Consider the following 16,811-nt stretch of genomic DNA (forward strand, 5'->3'; position numbering starts at 1 on the left):
TCAGCGGGTGTGTTGATGACGGATGCCATGACGGGGCTCCCTTCGTGCTCCGGGTCGCTTGGCTTCGACAAGCTGAGGCGTGTCCTGACGGTAGGCGCGATTGGCATCCGAGGCGGTTCTCCACCCCTCTGGCGGAGAGATGAAGCAGGCCTGAGGCGATGCGCGGATGGCACGTCGTGACGGGTCGGCAGGAAAGGCCGACGACGCAGCGAAGATCTAGCTTCGCGCGAAGCCAGGGCTTCTTCGGCGTGCCAGTCGCGGGAGGCGGTCGAGTCCCAGCGATGTGTACCCCAGCGGTGGGTGGACTGGGGGTCGACCAGTTCGCTGGCGGTGTACCGGTTTCCCGCTGGTGTCGCCGTTGCCATGAGCCGACCGGCGGTGACCGGAAAAGTGGGGCCGATTCAGGGGTCTGGCCCAGGTTGTGTGACGTTGTCGCTCTGCGTAATCGGTTGGTTGGGCGCCCGCCGCCGAATAGGCTCACCGCGTGGCTGGTCCGGTGTTGACGATCGAGTTGTCCAAACCTGTGCCCGATCGGGAGCTCAGTGAGCTTCGTGCGTTCCTGACCAGGGTGTCGTTCTCGCTGTCGGAGAGACGACCAGGGGACTTCTCCGCCTCCATCCACGCAGAGAGGTTGGGCGTCACGGACACGGGCGGGCATGACGGACGCAGGCCGTTCCTCATCACTGTCATGGGTCCCGGGGTCGGTGACGAGGAGATCTTTGAGGCGGAGCACGCTGACGAGGACCTGCTGCCGCTCATCGGCTTCACTCCCACGCACGCGATCGGTGTGTCCGCGATGTGCAACCGGCCGGTCGACCACGTTGCGACGGCAGCGCTGACCGCGGCAATCATGGATCTTGTCGGCGGGGTCGCTATGGCGGAGCTCAGGGAAGACCAGTTCTCTGTTGTGCCTGGCCTTCCAGGGGTGTTGGCGACGTCGTTCGACCGCTGGCCGACCGCGTACGGCTCCGCCACGTTCCTCAGGTCGTGGGCCGAGCTGCCCGGGTTCCGACTCGTCAAGTAGTTCTGCTCCGAGTCAGGCCAGAAGTACTCGCTTGCGCAGGAGCGGGAAGCCGGCACGTCCGAACATTTGTCGTTTCAGCATCTTGATCCTGTTCACGGCGCCCTCGACGTGGCCGGAGTTCCAGTGCGTGGTCAGTCCGGCGTGGACGGCGGCGTAATCGCTGTTCAGGCCGTTCGCGAAGGTGCTGATCCCGGGCAGGCCAGCGGCTTTGGCCTCGGCGATCCACTCGGGCAGACGGTCCCCGTCGAGCAGGGTGAGCATCTCGGCGAACGTGGTGACCAGGTGGGCGGTGGTGTCCAGTTCGGGGCAGTGGGCCAGCAGGGCCTTGCGCCGCACGGCATCGTCGCCGGTAAGTCCGTCGGGATGACGGGTGAGCCAGTCGGTCGCCTCGCGGACCGTGGGCGGCCGCGGTGGCGGTGGGCCGTCCGGGAGCAGTTCCCGCTGCTTCCATGCGGCGAGCTGGGTGTATCCGCCCCGGTAGCCCCGGACCGTGATCTCGCCGAGCAGTGCCATGCCGCTGATCCTGCCCGCGGTCTCTTCCCAGCGCCGCAGCGTGTAGGGCTTGTAGGGGTCGAGCTTGACGGTGCGCGGTGCTGGCGGGCCCTTCATCAGGTCCTGCCACTTCGCGGCCCCCGCGTAGCGGCGCACGGTGTTGCGGCTCCAGCCCAGGTGCTTCGCGACGGCGCGCTGGCTCATGCCGCCGTCCAGGAGCTCGTGAGCGAGGGCGTGGTTGGCGCGCCGCCGCTCGGCCACTCGCCCGCCCGGGTCCGCCGGTTCGCCGGCATCGGCGTTGCCAGCGTCGGCGGGCAACTGGATCTCCCACTGGGGTTCGGGCTCCGGTCCGGACTCGGGAACGCGCAGGCAGGCACGGTGGTCGGTCACAACGCGCTCCACCGCGCGGACCAGGTTCGCCCACAAGTGGTACCGGTCAGCCACCTGCTGGGCCTGCGGCGCCGCGCGGTCCGCCGCCTCCGCGTAGGCGCTGGCGCGGTCCCGAGCGATCACCTCGATCTGCGGGTGCCTGGCGAGCCACGGGGCGAGCGTGCCCGCGTCGCGCTCGGGCAGCAGGTCCAGGACCTCGTGGGTGACCGCGTTCGTGATCACCGTCCCGTAGGTATGGCCCTTGCGCAGCGCGAAATCGTCGACCCCGACCGCCACCGGGGCGCCGACGGCGGGGTCGGGAAGTTCCATCACCCGCCGCAGCAGCGTGCTGCGACTTGCCCGGATGCCCAGCAGGGTGGCCATCCGGGCGCCGGCCCGCCCGGCCAGCGCCAGACCCAGCCCGGACACCGACACACGCTGCCGCTCGGTAACTTGCCCGTGCCGGCGCGTCAGCCCCTCGACCTGCTCGACGAACGTCCGCCGCCGGCACACCGGGGCCCGGCAAGCGAAGCGGCGCACCCGCAAGGCAACGGTCACGGGCCGCCCGCAGCTGGGCAGGTCCGACGGATAGCGCAGGTAGGAGCCGTGCACTCGCTCCGACAACGTCCCGCAGTCCGGGCAGACCGCACCCGAGACGACCACGCGGGCCTCGATCCGCGCCACCGGACCGGACACTTCGACACCGACGACCTCCACCTGCGGCAGCGACGGGAACAGCAACTCACCGAGCCACGACCACGATTGCGACACAGCCGCCGAATGTCAGCCGCCCAGGTGACCCGACGGGCCAGTTTCGGACGATCTCCAGACCCCACGAACGCCCAGAATTCGTCACCGAGCGTCACCGGTCACACAACCTGGGCCAGACCCCGATTCAGACCGTTAACGCCAGTGAAGCCCGTCACCGACATTCGCGGTCAGACGGACTTCGGCCTGTCCTGCCCCTGCACGGTCGGCGAACCGTCGATACGAGTCGGCCGCACGGCTCCTTGCCGGACCGGCTGTCCACTTGACGCATGACGGAGTTCGCCCCGGTGTGGGGCCACCAGCGTGCCGCGTCCCGGTTCGCCGGGTGCCGGGATTCCCAGCAGCTCGTAGACCGCGGCGCCGTCGACGGTCTCCCGCGACAGCAGCAGGTCGACCAGGCTGCCCAGCTGGGCGCGGTGCTCGCTGATGAGCTTCGTCGCCGCCTGTTCGGCCTCGCCGACCAGGCGCGCCACCTCCGTGTCGACGACCGCCTGGGTGGCCTCGGCGTAGGGGCGGCTGGAAAGCGGGGCGCCTCCGCCGAGGAAGACCGAGCCGCCCTGCGGGTAGCCGACGGGTCCGAGTGCGGGCGAGAGCCCGAACTCGCGCACCATCTTGGTGGCCAGCTCGGTGGCCTGGGCGAGGTCGTTGGCGGCGCCGGTCGAGCCCTGGCCGAGCTCGACCAGTTCGGCCGCCCGGCCGCCGAGCCGGACGGCCAGCGTCTCGGTCAGGTAGTCCTCGCCGTACAGGTGCCGTTCCACCAGTGGCAGTTGCTCGGTGGCGCCGAGGGCCTGGCCGGCCGGGAGGATGGTGACCTTGGCGACGGGATCGGTGTGCGGGAGCAGGGCGGCGACCAGGGCGTGTCCGGACTCGTGCACGGCGACGGCGTGCTTCTCGGAGGGGAGCAGCACGTTGGAGCCCTCGCGGCGGCCGAGCAGGATGCGGTCGCGGGCGGTCTCGAAGTCGTCGGCGGTGATGGTGTCCCGGTTGCCGCGGACGGCGGCGATGGCGGCTTCGTTGGCCAGGTTGGCGAGGTCCGCGCCCGAGAAGCCGGGGGTGCCGCGGGCCACCACCTGCAGGTCCACTTCGGGTGCGAGGCGCTTGCCCTGGCAGTGGACGGCGAGGATGGCGGCCCGCTCGGCGAGGGTGGGCAGCGGGATCACGACCTGCCGGTCGAACCGGCCGGGCCGCAGCAGCGCCGGGTCCAGCACCTCGGGCCGGTTGGTGGCGGCGAGCACCACGATGCCCTCGGCCGGGTCGAAGCCGTCCATCTCGGAGAGCAGTTGGTTGAGGGTCTGCTCTCGTTCGTCGTTGGCGACGGGGGACCCGCTGCCGGCGCGGCGGCCGCCGAGGGCGTCGATCTCGTCGACGAAGACGATGGCGGGCGCGCGCTTGCGTGCCTCGGCGAACAGGTCGCGCACCCGGGCGGCGCCGACGCCGACGAACATCTCCACGAAACTGGAGCCCGCCACCATCAGGAACGGCACCTCCGCCTCGCCGGCGACGGCGCGGGCCAGCAGCGTCTTTCCGGTCCCGGGCGGCCCGACCATGAGCACGCCCCGGGGCCCGGTCGCACCCGCGCGGCGGTAGCGCTCCGGGTGCCGCAGGAAGTCCACGACCTCCGCGATCTCGGCCTTCGCGCCCTCGTAGCCGGCGACGTCGGCGAACCTCGTGGCAGGCCGCTCGGTGTCGAAGACTTTCATTTTCGACTTGCCGACCCCGAGCGCGCCCTGCATCGCCGTGCCCGCCCCGCGCGAGATCCGCCGCCAGAACCAGACGATCAGCAGGAACGGAGCGAGCAGCAGGAGCCAGGTCAGCACCTGGGATCCCACCGAGGCGCTCGACGACGACGTCTTGGCGTCGATGGTCACGTGCCCGGCTTGCAGCCGGTCCAGCAGGGCCGGGCCCGCCAGCTGGACCGGCACGGTCGTGACGTACTTGTGGCCGTCGGTGAGCGTGCCGTTGGCGGACCCGTTGGTGGCCAAAGTGACGTCCTTGACCTGATGGGCGTCCACGTCGGTGAGGAACTGCGAGTAGGAGAGCGTCACCTTGGCCGGCTGGCTGCCGGGGTGCAGCGAGGGCACGGCCAGCCACACCACCAGCGTCAGCAGCATGGCGATCGGCCACAGCCAGTTGCGCCAGCCCGGCGGCGGCGGGGGCGCCGTCGGTGGGGGCTTGTCCCCGGGGGGTGGCGGCGTCACCTGCCGCGTCATGACGGCCCTCCCGGAGCGCTCACCAGCGCCCGGGCGGCGCCGCAAGCCTTGGCAGTGCGCAGCATGGGCGAAATCCTTCCCCAAGGACCGGCGGATCCTCGTTGCAGCTCCCATGCTGCGACTGTCCCGGCCGTTTCCGTAGGGCCGGGTTGGCCGGATCGATGGGCCGAACGGGCCCCACCACCGCGAACGCGGCCGAGACGCGCTGCGAGCGGTCAGTGCGCCGTGCTCGGTCGAGTCAAGGACACTGCCGAAGACCGGTTCCCCCAGAGCAGGCCGGGACGCTGCCGCTCCAGGTGTGCTCCGTGGTCTCCCTGCTCGCCGGCGCGGTCGGTCTGCTGCACCAACGCGGATCACACCGCGTCAAGCGTTCCGTCGCGGCCGACAGGGTCTGACGCTGGGCGGTATCAGCTCGTCGGGGACGGTCACGCCGACCGCACGGCAACGTCGCCACCGCCATGCGGCCCGGCCTGCGACTGTCTGGACACCGGCGTGTCCGCCAGGGCCGCGTCCCGCCTCAGGTCTCACTCGCGAAGACGGCGCCGACCGTGGTGACCCGGGTCACCACGCGGTGGCCGCCCTCGCTCCGCTCGGTGATCATCTCGTTCTCGGCCAGGGTCCTCAGTGTTCGCCCCACGTCGTCCACCGGCATGCCGGTGCGCTGCACGACGTCCCGGTCGGTGGGGAAGCGCCGCAGTTCCTCGAACAGCTCGGCCAGCGCCCGCAGCACGTTCTTGAGGTCCTGCGCAGTGATCTCGCCGTCCACACGTCCACCGTAGGCCGGGGTCGTCCCGGCCGCCTCTCCGTGCGTTGGCTCGGGCCGGAGCGCACGACCGGACCCGGGACCAAGAAGGGGTACCTATGGTGATGGGTCGTCACGCAGTCCGGTGCGCGTAGCGTGGGCAGTGACTGGTGCGCCATCACCACCGTGCCCGCCGGGTCGGCCCCGCCGAGGCGGCGGTCCGCGCGTCCTGGGGACCGGTCCCCGTGCCACCGCCCACCCCACACGACCGAGGCCGCAGGAGCTGTCCCGCAGCCGGGAGCGGCTGCCGGTATGCGGCCCCCCGGGCTGACGCACGGCTTTCGGGCATCAAACGGGGCTCTGGGGGGCGAAGGGCAGCAGCTCCTCGCGCCCCTTGCTGACCACCCCGTAGTGGGCCTCCGGAACCTCGATCCAGGCGCCGGGCAGATCTCCGACCGGCTCGGAGACCACCAGGCGCGCATCGTCGGCCGCCTTCTCACGCAGGACAGGCCGATCGGGATACATCTCCCTGAGCTGCGGGACGCTCCGGTTGAAGTAGAGCGATCGACTCCGGCCCTCGCTCGAGTACCGGAACGCCCACAAAGAATCACCGTCGCTGGTCGCGATCGTCCCCTGGAAGGGGAACTGGTGCCCGTGCGCCCGTCCGCGCTCCTCGACAAACCCGATCATGCGCGCGACAGCGCCTGGAGGGTTGTCTTCGAGCCCGAAGGTGAGCGCCAGGTAGAACATCAGCTCGGTGTCCGTCGTGCCGGTGATGTTCACGTAGAGCGCGGGGTCGATCTCGAAGGCGAGATCGCGTTTGATATCGCTGAGCCCGTCGATGAAGCCGTTGTGCATCCACAGCCACCGCTGGTGGCGGAACGGGTGGCAGTTGGTCTGCTGGACAGACGATCCGATGGCCGCGCGGATGTGCGCGAAGAACAGTGGTGAGGTGGTGTGCGCCGACAACTCGCGCAGGTTGGCGTCGTTCCAGGCCGGCTCCGTGCCGCGGAACACACCCGGGGTGTCCGTGCCGTCGTACCAGCCGATTCCGAAGCCGTCGCCGTTGGCCGTCTCGGCTCCGAGCTTGGAATGCAGACTCTGATCGATGAGCGAGTGGACCGGTGTGTAGAGAACATCCGTCAGCCGGATGGGCGAGCCCCTGTAGGCGAGCCATCGGCACATGGTCTACCTCCTTTGACGTAACGGCCAGTCGTTTCCTTCGGTGCAAGAACGCCGGTACGCGTCAGGTGCTCCACAAATTGTTGATGAGCAGGAGCTGGATTCAAGCGCAGCGGGGCTCAGCGGAAGGGCGGTGATCGGCGTGCTCTATGGCCGGCCGGCTTCGCTCGCACCGGGTGGTTGTCATGGCGGTAGCCAGTAAGCCTTGCGCTGCATCGCACCCCGCCCTGGTGATCGCCCGTCAGGGCGAAATCGTCAGGGGGATCGTGCGGAGCGGACCGCAGGTGTCCAGTTCGAGACTTTGCGAAGCCTGGCCTACCAAGGCGAGCGGCACCTGTCCGGCTCGGTGTCCTACCCGCCTTCGGGCAGGACAGGTGCGTGGCATCGAGATGTCATGGCCGACGATGAGGCTGACCTTTTCATTGTTTGCCCAGACCATTCCGTCCGCCAGATGGTGCGAGGATCGGCGGAGCCGTTGCTGGTGCTCATGCGGACGCAGTGATAACTGGTGACGTGAGTGTGGAATTGCAACCAGTGCCGACAGGCCGGAAACACTGTCGAAGCGCGGCCGCCCGACGGCGGTCGACGGGCCGGGCCTTGTGGCGGACACAACCGCCAGGATCCGTCCCAGACTTCTCACTTCACCCGGCTCGGCATCTCGGTCAAGTCCTGCCAAGTCGTCCGCGCGGACGCCGCCGCTGGATAGGCGATGGTCTCGTGTACCAGGAGAAGACACGCTTCCTGCGCTTCGCTGCTCTCGGTCATTCGGGAACATATAAGCCCACGCCGACATTCCACGTTCGAAACCGACGGCATCTGACCCGCCTCCAGGCTGGGGCTTCGGCCAGGATGCAAGCCCCTGGTCACCGTGCAAGGCTGGCTCTTGGGGTCCGACGAGGGGCTCCCTCCGACCCGCGAGGCGATCCGCCTCCTACAGGGCCGATGCGTTTGGCACCCCGGTGGGAGGCATGCGGACACGACACCAGGCCAGATCTCGGAGGCCCTTCGTAGCCGGGTGGACCAGGCTCTGGGCATCGTCCTGGCCGTTAGCGGCACAGAGTTCTCACAGGATCGGCCGTGATCGCCGGCGTGCTCTGACTGGCGTTCCACACGTCTTGGGACACCGTCGCGCTCATCGCTGCCGACATCCACAACCAGTAGGCGCTCTGAGTCGGACCGCACGCGCAGGCATGTCTGAACTTGAGGTCCCACACCTACCGGCCGCCAGCAAGGCGCATTACTTCGAGCGAATGTTCATCAAGAGAACGGAGTACGGACATGGCATCACCACCCCTGACACCGAGGAGCTGGGGCCGGTGGACTACCTCGTTGTCGAGTTCCCGCCGGCTACCTCGCACTTCACCGGCGAGATGGCTGCAGAGCTCGACAAGCTGGTCACCTCAGGGACCATCCGGATCCTGGACCTGGTCATCCTGACGAAGGGGGCAGACGGCGAGCTGGACGTACTGGAGGTCGATGACCTCGACAACGTCGGCGAACTGGTTGCCGCAGAAGCCCAGCTGGCCGGTCTGCTCACCGAAGAGGACGTCATCGACCTGGCCGCCGCCATGGAACCGGGTACGACAGCCGGGGTGCTGGTCTGGGAGAACCTATGGGCGGGGCCCTTCGCCTCCGCCGCACGCCGCTCGGGAGGCCAGCTCATCGCCAACGGGCGCATTCCGATCCAGGCCATCCTGGCCTCGATCGAAGCCGACGAACAGGGAGTATGAGATGCCCATCGGACCCATGCGTAGAGGACGACGTGGGGTCATCGGTGGCCCCGTTGTTCGCACAGCGGCCGTCGCGGGCACTGCAGCTGTCGTTGCCCACGGGGTCGGTCGCCGCAGTGACCGGCGCGAGGATCGGCGGGACGACCGTGAAGACCGCCGTGAAGACCGCCGGGACCGGCGCTGACCCTACCCGTAAGCGGACACGGAAATGAGGGCCCGCCCACCGGGTTCGACACCTCGTGCGGGTTCTTCCGCTTCCAGTTCGGTGGGGCGACCGGGGGCAGGGCCAGCATCGCCGACCTGTCAGCCCTTCACAGTGACCTGGAGGGCAACGAAGTCCTCATGATTCCGGTCTGCAGAGGTCCCGGCGAAGTCCGCGCTCGGGTTCAGAGAGCCAGGTGACCGCGTGGACACGCAGAGCACCGCTCAACGCCCAGGGCTGAGACGTCGGCTGGTCTACGCTGACCAACGTGTTCGCGTCACCGAGTCCTAACGGCGGCCGCCCGTGACCGAGTCGCAGTACGAAAGTCTCACCAAGGCGGAGCGGCGCAGGATCGTGGCCCGCGCCCTCCTGCGTCCCGCGTTGACGTCGAGCTGCCTCGTGCTGCTGTACTTCACGCTCCCCATCGGGGAGCGCGTCTCCGTGAAGACCGTGCTTCTGCTCGCGGCCGGCCTTCTGGCAGTAGGCGTTCTGATCGGCTTCCAAACCCGTGCCATCGCACGCTCGCCCTACCCGCGCTTGCAGGCCATCGAGGCGTTCGCGCTCGCCGTCCCCCTGTACCTGCTGCTCTTCTCGGCGGCGTACGTCGTGATGGCGGCCTACCGGCCCGCGGCGTTCTCCCAGCACCTGTCCCGCTTCGACTCGCTCTACTTCACCGTCACCGTGTTCAGCTCGGTCGGCTTCGGCGACATCGTTCCCCGTTCCGAGCCGGCCAGGTTCGTGACGACGATCCAGATGCTCGGCAACCTCTTGCTCCTGGGGGTGGCGGTGCGGATCATTCTCGAGGCCGTACAGGTCGGCCTGCGGCGACGAGGGGAGGGCGGCCCCGAGCGGCCATAGCGCCCAGCACGGTCATGCCGAATCAGTGTGTGGCCGGTCAGGCCATGCTTTCTGGGCTGCCCGCATAGCTGACGAGCGCCCACACGATGAAGACGTCGATTGCGATGATCACCAAGCTCCACACTGGTAGGTAGACCAGGAAGAGGAAGCTCGCGACGATGCTCACGCTGGCCAGCCAAATCCCGAGCGTCCGACCCCAGGTGGCGTCTTTGAGTACCCCCCATCCGGCTGTCACCGAGAGGACCCCGAGGGCCAGGTGGATCCAACCCCACGCCGTGAGGTTGAACTTGAAGGCATACTTCCCGACAGTCGCATAAACCGAGTCCCCGGCGACCGCCGAGATGCCCTGAAGGACAGCCAGAACGCCGACGACCAGCAGAAGTACCGCAGCGAATCGCATCCCACCGTGAACGCGGGAGGGGGACGCCGAGGCATCCGATGGGGAAGACACGGGCATGACGCGCTCGCTTTCGTGGCAGGGATTGCTCGCTTCCGACCGTCCGCTGAGCGAGACACTACGTTCTGGCAAGCGGATTGGCCCGCCGGGGCAACCCGATCGGTTGAACGCGACCTGCGCGGGTCCTGCCTGGCCCGGCCAGGCAGAGAAGACAGGCCCTCGCTGAGTGCTGCGCGTCCCAGGCGGGCACAGCACATGCTCGGGCTCGCTCGCGGCCTCAGGGATGTCGTTCGGACGCTCGTCGCGGCTTCCTTGTGACCCTTGTGCCCGCACTGGCCGAAACCGGAGGACCGAACCCTCAGATGTCGGTGGTGGCTTCGGCTCTGCCCTCTTTCACGGCAGTCTGGAGGGCGGTGAAGTCGTCTTCGTTCTGGTCGGCGTAGGTTTCGGCGAAGTCCGCGATGGCGTGGTCGAACCGTTTCGAACTGCCGAGGTAGGCGGCCAGGGCGATGCGGTCACCGGAGCGGGCGTGGGCTCGGGCCAGGGTCCAACCACACAGCTGGGCGTACAGCAGCATGCCCGAGGGGCGCATCATCTCGATGGGAGCGGAGAACTTCCAGTCGCGCAATTGGCGCACGTAGAAGTCGCGGTCCACTCCGTCTGCCCCCGTGGCGTGGGTCCAGCCGAGGAAGATGTCGCTCTCGGCCTGCATGAGGTGCTGCCCGGCGACGACCCGCTCGCCCTGATTCTTGTACCGGCTGCGCCCGGCGTAGTCCACCAGGACGGAAGGCTGGGCCTCCTTTGCCTGGAGGAACAGCGGCTCGACGCCGTCCCCGGCGTCCAGCAACGCGATCCAGGCCCGGGTGCCGACGCTGCCGACCCCGACGACCTTGCGGGCCATCTGAATCAACGTGAACTGATTGAGCAGGTGCCGCCGATCGGACTGCAGCGTGCGCCGGTACTTGCCCAGCACGGTGCCGATCAGCTCGTAGAGCGCGTCGGCCTGCACGTCGCTGAACACCTCCTCGACCGGGACGATCGTGGGAGGATCGCTGAGGATCCGCCGCCGGCCGTCGACGACGGTGGTGAGCTTGCCCAGCGCCTGGGTGCTGTCGTGGGTGTGGGCCTTGGCCAGCAGCCCCTCCGCCTGCTGGAACCGCTTCGCCTTGATCTGGGACCGGAACTCCCCGACGGCCTCCTCGATGTCCAGATGCGCGTACCAGACGTCCAGCAGGGGCTGCAGCGCGAAGTCGTGCATCGCCTTGCGGTAGCCCCCGGCCGCCGCCAGGACGATCTTGCGGCGGTCCTTGTCGGAGAAGTCGTTGTCCCGCCCCGCCACCGCCAGGCTCGCGGCCAGCCGCTTGACATCCCACTCGAACGGCCCGGGCAGCGTCTCGTCGAAATCGTTGACGTCGAAGACAAGTTGCCGCTCGGGCGAGGCGAACGCGCCGAAGTTGGACAGATGCGCGTCTCCGCACAGCTGGACCCACAGTCCCGAGGTGGGCGTGACTGCCAGATCCGCCGCCATCGGCAGGGCCGCCCCCCGGTAGTACGTGAACGGCGACACCAGCATCCGCCCGTGCCGGATCGGCACCAGCTCAGGCACCCGCGACTCCGCCTGGCCCAGCAGCAGCCCGACCGGATCCCGCGACGCGCCCGGCTGGAACTCTCCATGCGCCTGCAACGGCGTCGCTTCCCGGACGTCCTTCCCCAGCGCCACCCGGTCCGCACGGCTCAACCGCTCCGTCGCTGTCGGCACCGCGACGCTCGGGGGGAACGCCCGCGCACCAAACTTTCTGTCAGTCACGGTAATTTTTGTCGCCGTCATGACCACTCCCGTCGGGCGGCCGCCGCGTTCTGCTAGCGGCTGGCAAGACACCGCAACGCTGAAGCGCAGATCACTGTCCACTGCTCAGCGCCGGCATCAGATGGTGGAGGAAGGAGACCGCTTTCGCGGCGTCAGCGGGATCGGCACCTCGCGCCGCACCCCGCCGTCACGCGCAGTATGTTCGCACTCTCACGGGTCCGGTGGCATAGGCACGGCCCTGGAGTTGAGCGGCCCGGCGCTGGACTCTGAGGCTCAACGCTTGATGACACATCACGTCCGGGCCGCCCTTCTGCCACTCGCGGTCGAGCTGTGCACGTAGCTCAGCTCGGCTTTACCCTTCCACCGCCTGTCTGTGTGTACCGGCCGTCAGGGCCCAGATCACGAAGCCGTCAATGGCGATGAGCACGATGGCCCAGAACGGGTAGTAGGGCAGCCACAGGAAGTTGGCGATCATGCCGAGGCCAGCGGCGATGACACCGATCACCCGAGCCCAGACAGCCCCGGTAAAGAGTGCACAGCCAGCGAGGAAGATCAGAAGGCCCAGACACAGGTGCAGCCAGCCCCAGCCGGTGACGTTGAAGCTGAAGACGTAGCTGCCGGTGACCACGTAGCGGGTGTTGTTGACGATCGCGCCGATTCCCTGCAGAACCGCCATCGCGCCGCCGAAGATCATGAGGCACGCGGCAAAGAGGGTCCAGCCAGCCGCGAACGGCTTCCGGTACGTCTCAGCGCGCGTCGAACTCTCACTGACATGGGTAGCCATGTCGGCCTCCTCAGGCAAGATCCAACGGACTTCCGCGACCAGTAGGGACCCTCTGGTCTCCGCCGTGGCCTCGGCTTACACCGGTTCGCCGCTTCAGCGATCGGGAAATCCCATGGAACGTGGCCATGGGCGACGCGTCCCACGTAGCGAACGGTGCGGGGTGCGGGGCTCGAGCCGGTGGCGGTGGGGCCGGAAGATGCCCCGACTGATGATGGGACTGTTCTTCCACCAACCATGGCACCGCGGCCCCGAGTCGATCAGGGGCCATCAGGCCCTCATGTCGGGGCCGTACGGCTGTCGGTGTCCGGCGTTGGTCCCGGCAGCGCGGTCCGCCACGATCTGTGAACCGTATGCTCATTGCAGAGCGCACGACGAGCACCAGCAGTACTGCGGGCGCGGAACCCGGGCATGACTGAGCCCTCGGGAGAGATTGTCAGGGTGATCGTCGAGCCCTTCCCGAGATTGCCCTCAGTTCCACAGCCCGGCCCCAACACAGACAAAAAGTATGAACGCGAAGGCCGGCGGACCGATGTCGATCCGCCGCCCGAACTCGCATCCGAGGCGCAAGCTCACTGACCGATGCCCAGCGCAGGCAGCAGGTTGTCGCCCCGCGGACGAGGATCTCGGTCCTGTGGCAGTGGGCCGCGGGGTGCGGCAGAGCGCGCAACAAGATCCCGGCCTCGTCGAGGCTCTGGATGGGGAGTTCACCCAGCCACGCCTTCATGATCCGGGACTGCCTCGACGGGATCGACCGGCTCAAGAACCGCGAACAGATCAAGGGCTATCCGGTGCTCCTCATTGTCGGGGGGCATACTCGGCGTCGTCGCCGGCCAGCGCGACCGGTTCAGTCCGAGCTATCGGCCCGCTCGGGCATACGGGTGCTTTCGGTCGGAGCTGCGGCGTCGCAGCGGCCGCACACCCACATCCTGCACACAGGATCTCCCGTATGGAGACATCCTCGCAGCACCGACGATGGTGGTGGCCATGGGCGTCTCGGCGTCAGGCAGGTCTACCAAGCCCGGTTCGGGAAGCCCCGGCGGCGCCGGCCGTACGTTCATCCCGCCTGCTTCCCACATCATGCTGTCAAGTCTCAGGTTAGGGAGGGCGTTGGTGACGACACCGTCCGATCCTCTTGCGTTGCTGCGGTCAAAGAGCTATGCAGCGCTGTTGGTGCTTGCCGCGATCATCGGCGTTCCCATCTCGGCAGGGGCCTACTTCTTTCTTGCCCTGGTCAGCGAACTGCAGGGGTGGATCTTCACCAGCCTGCCGAAGGCCCTGGGCTTCCACGGCGAACCCCTGTGGTGGCCCGTTCCGCCGCTGCTGCTGGCCGGCGTGCTGGTCGCGCTCACCATCCGGTGCCTGCCTGGCACGGGCGGGCGTTCACCGGCCGACGGGTTCAAGGCGGGCGAGGGCCCGCCATCCGGGACCGACCTCCCCGGCATCGTACTCGCGGCCTTCACCACCTTGAGCCTGGGTGTGGTGCTTGGGCCCGAAGGGCCTCTGATCGCCATCGGCGCGGGGCTCGGCGCTCTCGCGGTGCGCCTCGTCAAGCGGGACGCGCCGCCCAGGGTCCAGTCCGTGCTGGCCGCCGCAGGCAGCTTCGCCGCGATCAGCACCCTCCTTGGCTCGCCCCTGACCGGTGCCTTCCTGTTGATGGAAGCCTCGGGCCTGGGCGGCGCCATGATGCAACTCGTGCTGGTACCAGGGCTGCTGGCCGCAGGCGTCGGCTCCCTCATGTTCGTCGGCCTGGACGCCTGGACCGGCCTGGGCACGTTCTCGCTGGCGATTCCCGATCTGCCGCACGTCGGTGCGCCCACCGGCGCCGAATTCCTGTGGGCCGTGGCGATCGGGATCACGGCCGTCCCGGTCGGCTCCGGAATCCGGTGGCTCGCCCTGATCCTGCGGCCCTATTCCGAGCGGTGGATCGTGCCGGTCACCGCAGCGGTCGGCCTAACGGTCGCGGGTCTGGCGATCGCGTTCGCCGCAGCCACCGGCAAGAGCTCCTCCGAGGTGCTGTTCTCGGGGCAGTCCGCACTCGGCCCGCTCATCGCCAACAGCGCCGGCTATACCGTCGGAGCACTGCTGCTGCTCATCGTCTGCAAAGGGCTCGCCTACGGAGTGTCGTTGAGCTGCTTCCGCGGTGGTCCGACGTTCCCGGCCCTGTTCATCGGGGCGGCCGGTGGCATCGCACTGTCGCACCTGCCGGGCCTGCCGCTCGTCGACGGCGTCGCCCTGGGCATCGGCGCGATGTCCGTCGTAATGCTCAGGCTGCCGCTGACGTCCGTCCTGCTGGCCACCCTGCTGCTCGCGTCGGACGGCCTGGCGGTCATGCCGCTGGTGATTGTGGCAGTCGTCGTGGCGTATGTGGCCTCCGCCAGGCTCGCACCGCCCCCGCCTCAGGGAACCCCTGCTGCCACGACGCCGCTCCCCGAACCGCACGAACCGCACGAACCGCACGAACCGCGCCCCCGGCCCGATCGCGCGGCCTGATCGCGTCACTGGCGGCCGGGAACCGCCGTCGCCGGCGCCTCATACAGACGGCATAACCGCGACGATCATGCTTCGTCAGGCCCGACGACATCACGCGTCGAAGCTCAGTAGCTGAGCTCCGCGGGCTGCGGCGGAGCGAGGAAGCGGACCGTCGCCGGGTCTCAGTCGGAGTCACCGAGCAGGAAACCCTCCCGCCAGGACGAGGAACGGGAATGGTCAGGGCGTCGCAGCCGGCCGTCAGTTCAGCGGTCTTTGAAGGCGGTGACCTCCCGCAAGGGCTCCGGGCACAGTCGGGCAGCATTGGACCGATGGCGGTGGCGAGGTCCGAACCTCCGCACTTTGCCGGCGGTCACGGCGAGCCCGACCGGCGGACAGGTGGGAACCTGGCATCATGCCAGTACACGGACGGCACGAGGAGGCCGCGCCACATGGCGAGGCTCTCTGAAGCGCCAGTCGTCCAGGAGCACATCCGGCCCGTCGTGTGCCCTACCCGCCTCCGGAGGCACCCGTGACGTTCACCGAGGCCATGGACGACACAGCCAAAGCCTTCGAGGCTGTCGGTGCCGCGGTCCTGGTCGGCGGTTTTGTTCTCTCGCTCGTTGTCGCGGTGCAGACCTGGCGCCGCTCCGGGGTAGCCGCCCGCAGCTACGAGGCGCTGCGGGAGTGCTTCGGGGGGACGATTCTGTTGGGGCTGGAGGTCCTCGTCGCAGCCGACCTCATTCGGACGGTAGCGGTGGCACCCACCTTGGAGAACGTTGGTGTGCTGGGCGTCATCGTGCTGATCCGCACCTTCCTCAGCTTCTCGTTGGAGATCGAGATCGAGGGTGTCGCTCCTTGGCGCCGTGCCCTCGTCAGCGGCGCAAGGGCGACTCGCCGCGCTGCAAAGCGGGGATCCTCTGACCCGGCTCGCCCCCAGGAGTCCCAGTGAGCGCAGGCGGAGCCCAGCCAGGCCAGAGTGCTCGTAGGTTCGCGGCAAGGAGCCGCAACGGGGTTGCGCTCCAGTGGCCTTGAGGCATGGCATGGCGGATCGCGAGCTCGGCGGCCTGGGCGTGGCGTCGCACATCCCTGACGGTGAACTCCTCGTTCACGCTTTTCACCTCCAGCGAAGTCTCCAAGATCCAGACGGGTTACCATCTTTTGAATGCTGTTGGGAATTGGCTTCCCATCCTCACCGTGCTGATCGCGGCGGGCGGAGTCCTTCTCGCCGTACGGAGCCGGCGAGCGTTGGTGGCCGTGGCGCTGGGCGGCGCGGCGGGCATGCTGATCCTGGGCATCGGCCTCGCGGTCGCCCGCCACCTCTTTCTCGACCATCTGTCGGCCGACTCCTCCGAGGCGGCCGCCTCAGCGATCTTCGATCAGACTGCCTTCTACCTGCGCCACACGATCAGGGCGGTTGGCATCCTCAGCTTGGTCGTGGCGCTTGGCGCGTACGCCTCCGGTGGCGGTCGGTACGCGGTGCTGGTTCGCAGCAAGTGCCGTGAGTGGATCGGGCGACTTCGTGACCGCTCCGGCTTCGGCCGTGGCACGGTGGGACCGTGGGTGCACCGCTACAAGCGTTGGGTGCTGACAGCCGTCCTCGCGGTGGCGGCGGTCATCCTGGGCTTCTGGACCTACCCCACCGGCTGGGTCGTCTTCTGCCTGGCCGTGGCCGTCCTGGGAGCCGTCGCCGTTGTGGAGTTCCTGGGCGCACCCGAGGCGGTCGACGAACCGCCAGCCGTCGTAACAGCGAGCAGCGGATAGGGCGTACTCCAGGTGG

13 protein-coding genes are annotated in these 16,811 nt (G+C 68.5%); 6 read left to right on the forward strand and 7 right to left on the reverse strand.

What is annotated here, in order from left to right:
- Window positions 1-484 precede the first annotated feature (484 nt).
- Complete coding sequence (locus TR50_RS22045) at window positions 485-1,024, forward strand: DUF6368 family protein (protein WP_152648552.1); 540 nt, start codon at window positions 485-487, stop codon at window positions 1,022-1,024.
- Window positions 1,025-1,036: 12 nt separating this feature from the next.
- Here the strand turns inward: TR50_RS22045 and TR50_RS22050 are convergent, their stop codons facing one another.
- From TR50_RS22050 to TR50_RS22065, 4 genes are all read right to left on the reverse strand, one after another.
- Entirely contained in the window at window positions 1,037-2,656 is a 1,620-nt protein-coding gene (locus tag TR50_RS22050) for an ISL3 family transposase (protein ID WP_042424390.1), read from the reverse strand.
- 167 nt (window positions 2,657-2,823) lie between these two features.
- Window positions 2,824-4,863, reverse strand: coding sequence for an ATP-dependent zinc metalloprotease FtsH (ftsH, locus tag TR50_RS22055; RefSeq protein WP_084700727.1), 2,040 nt, complete (start codon window positions 4,861-4,863; stop codon window positions 2,824-2,826).
- 517 nt (window positions 4,864-5,380) lie between these two features.
- On the reverse strand, window positions 5,381-5,629 hold the full coding sequence (locus TR50_RS22060; protein WP_042424393.1) for a helix-turn-helix domain-containing protein: 249 nt from the start codon (window positions 5,627-5,629) through the stop codon (window positions 5,381-5,383).
- Window positions 5,630-5,953: 324 nt separating this feature from the next.
- Entirely contained in the window at window positions 5,954-6,790 is an 837-nt protein-coding gene (locus TR50_RS22065) for a class II glutamine amidotransferase (protein ID WP_042424396.1), read from the reverse strand.
- A gap of 1,247 nt (window positions 6,791-8,037) precedes the next feature.
- On the opposite strand from TR50_RS22065, the gene TR50_RS22070 reads away from it, so the two are divergent.
- Together TR50_RS22070 and TR50_RS22075 are read left to right on the forward strand one after the other, a co-directional pair.
- Window positions 8,038-8,517, forward strand: coding sequence for a DUF6325 family protein (locus TR50_RS22070; RefSeq protein ID WP_042424400.1), 480 nt, complete (start codon window positions 8,038-8,040; stop codon window positions 8,515-8,517).
- Window positions 8,518-9,022: 505 nt separating this feature from the next.
- Entirely contained in the window at window positions 9,023-9,577 is a 555-nt protein-coding gene (locus TR50_RS22075) for a potassium channel family protein (protein WP_042424403.1), read from the forward strand.
- Window positions 9,578-9,614: 37 nt separating this feature from the next.
- Here the strand turns inward: TR50_RS22075 and TR50_RS22080 are convergent, their stop codons facing one another.
- From TR50_RS22080 to TR50_RS22090, 3 genes are all read right to left on the reverse strand, one after another.
- Complete coding sequence (locus TR50_RS22080; protein ID WP_152648553.1) at window positions 9,615-9,977, reverse strand: DUF7144 family membrane protein; 363 nt, start codon at window positions 9,975-9,977, stop codon at window positions 9,615-9,617.
- A gap of 355 nt (window positions 9,978-10,332) precedes the next feature.
- A complete protein-coding gene (locus TR50_RS22085) occupies window positions 10,333-11,802 on the reverse strand; it encodes a DUF2252 domain-containing protein (RefSeq protein ID WP_084700729.1) in 1,470 nt (489 codons plus the stop codon).
- Between the two features lie 331 nt (window positions 11,803-12,133).
- The gene (locus tag TR50_RS22090) at window positions 12,134-12,565 is read right to left on the reverse strand and encodes a DUF7144 family membrane protein (RefSeq protein ID WP_042424412.1); all 432 of its coding nucleotides are present in this window, start codon (window positions 12,563-12,565) and stop codon (window positions 12,134-12,136) included.
- 1,110 nt (window positions 12,566-13,675) lie between these two features.
- On the opposite strand from TR50_RS22090, the gene TR50_RS22095 reads away from it, so the two are divergent.
- From TR50_RS22095 to TR50_RS22105, 3 genes are all read left to right on the forward strand, one after another.
- Window positions 13,676-15,055, forward strand: coding sequence for a chloride channel protein (locus TR50_RS22095; RefSeq protein ID WP_236654529.1), 1,380 nt, complete (start codon window positions 13,676-13,678; stop codon window positions 15,053-15,055).
- Window positions 15,056-15,563: 508 nt separating this feature from the next.
- Complete coding sequence (locus tag TR50_RS22100; RefSeq protein WP_152648554.1) at window positions 15,564-15,983, forward strand: DUF1622 domain-containing protein; 420 nt, start codon at window positions 15,564-15,566, stop codon at window positions 15,981-15,983.
- A gap of 86 nt (window positions 15,984-16,069) precedes the next feature.
- A complete protein-coding gene (locus TR50_RS22105) occupies window positions 16,070-16,795 on the forward strand; it encodes a hypothetical protein (RefSeq protein WP_152648555.1) in 726 nt (241 codons plus the stop codon).
- The last annotated feature ends 16 nt before the right edge of the window (window positions 16,796-16,811 follow it).

The sequence above is a fragment of the Streptacidiphilus anmyonensis genome (genome assembly GCF_000787855.1).
GTDB lineage: Bacteria > Actinomycetota > Actinomycetes > Streptomycetales > Streptomycetaceae > Streptacidiphilus > Streptacidiphilus anmyonensis.